This is a genomic window from Agarivorans sp., assembly GCF_050295395.1.
Taxonomy (GTDB): domain Bacteria; phylum Pseudomonadota; class Gammaproteobacteria; order Enterobacterales; family Celerinatantimonadaceae; genus Agarivorans.
The window spans coordinates 1-1,650 of record NZ_JBNKPP010000179.1; the positions used below are offsets into that span (position 1 = coordinate 1).

Below are 1,650 nucleotides of genomic sequence, written 5' to 3' on the forward strand. Positions count from 1 at the left end.
AGACCCGTTAACAGTCATCACCAATCCGGTGACTAAACTCAACATGAGCAGTGGTAAGCTGGCACGCATGGGGCCGTAGCCCGCGTTTTTCAGAATATATATTTCGCTTTGGCTATAGAGTTGATTGCCTGTTAATAATACGGCCAATACCAGCGCGATAGGGGCAATGTCATTGATTGCATCGGGCACTATATAAATGATCATCAGTGCTAACTGCGACAATTCTATGTTGGGGAGTTTTTCAAGAATTCTGATAACCTGTTGACCAACCAACAGCAGTGAGAAACCACCAAACATGGCAAGTTGGAATCGTAACGCTGTTAAAAACACATAACTAAACAGTAGTCGCATTTTTCTTATTCAATGGTGTAGACCCATAAGGTCCGAACGTTGCTGGAGTAAACCGGTTGCTCAAGCTTGGTTAGTAGTGAGGGCGGGGGCAACACTGGATTGATCGGGTGTTGAGTCAGTTCCCTTTCGCTTAACCAGATAACAGGGCGCTCCTCGTCCTTTAGAAGATAAAATAGCTCATAATGGTTGGATATATGGTTGTCAGGATTAAGCGTACGCAACTTCTGTATTGACTCTGGTAAATAGTAACTTAAATAGGCATTTACCATGCGGCTGTTCGAGGCCACGTAAGCAGCTGGGTTTTGTTGAGCCACAGCGGCTACTTGCTGGGACAATTCTCGCCAACCTTCTATACGAGCATAGGGTGTGTTTGTTGTCGAAGGCACAATGTTCAGCGTTTTCTGGATGATCGGGTAGTGATAAAAGGTTACCGCAACCAGAATGCTCAGAGCCAAGTGACTGATCTTTATCCACGATTTCATGGTACTTATTGCAATTCCCGACAGAATTGCACCGCTGGCGTAAGCGAAGGCCGCCCAATTGACAAACGCTTCTCCCTGAAACGATTTAAGGCTGAAGATGAATAGTGGGGTCCAAGTACAATACCAAACCGTCGGATACTGATTCCGAAATCGTTTGCCTAGTGTGGTGATTAAAACGATTAGTGCCACAGGACCAAAAACAATCAGCTGACCAGGAATAAATTCATGAGGATTGCCATCCCAGCCCGGTTTGTTGGCTAATTCGGCTGTATGTATAAAGCTGGGGAAGCCGTTTAAGGCTTGCCAAATGACATTAGGGCTGAAGACAAGTAGCGCAATAACAATGGTGAGCCAAAACTTCCATTTGATCAGTCGGTGGTACTGATGCGTAAACAGGTACATAAAAAAGATAGCTGCCGGCAGCAAAATCATGGTGTATTTACTGAGTAGCCCAAGTCCGCCAAATATGCCTGCCAGTAGCCAGTATCTCGTTTTGTCGGTTTGATCAGCCAAAATAAAAAACAGGACAGTAAGCGACCAAAAAAAGATCAGAGGAGCATCGGTGGTGACAAACCAGGAGTTTAACGTTACGAACGGCGATAATATGAAAATGGCAAATGCCCAAATGCCCGCTTTAGGCGTAGACAGCTTTTCCGTTGTCAGTTGAATTATATAGGCTGTCGCTAAATAGAGTAGGGGCGCCGGTAATTTGGTGCTGAACTCACTTACGCCAAATACATGAGTGCTTAGCCAAATAAACCAGGCTACCATGGGTGGTTTCGAGTAATAGCCCCAGTCTGGGGTTAGCGACCATCCA

General features: G+C 45.5%; 2 protein-coding genes. Both read right to left on the reverse strand.

All coding sequences use genetic code 11. From position 1 onward, the window contains the following. A partial coding sequence (locus ACQY6Q_RS10740; RefSeq protein ID WP_427981242.1) for an LptF/LptG family permease occupies positions 1-351 on the reverse strand: 351 nt, incomplete at its 3' end. Between the two features lie 5 nt (positions 352-356). Then, on the reverse strand, positions 357-1,650 hold a 1,294-nt coding region (locus ACQY6Q_RS10745; protein ID WP_427981244.1), incomplete at its 5' end, for a glycosyltransferase family 39 protein.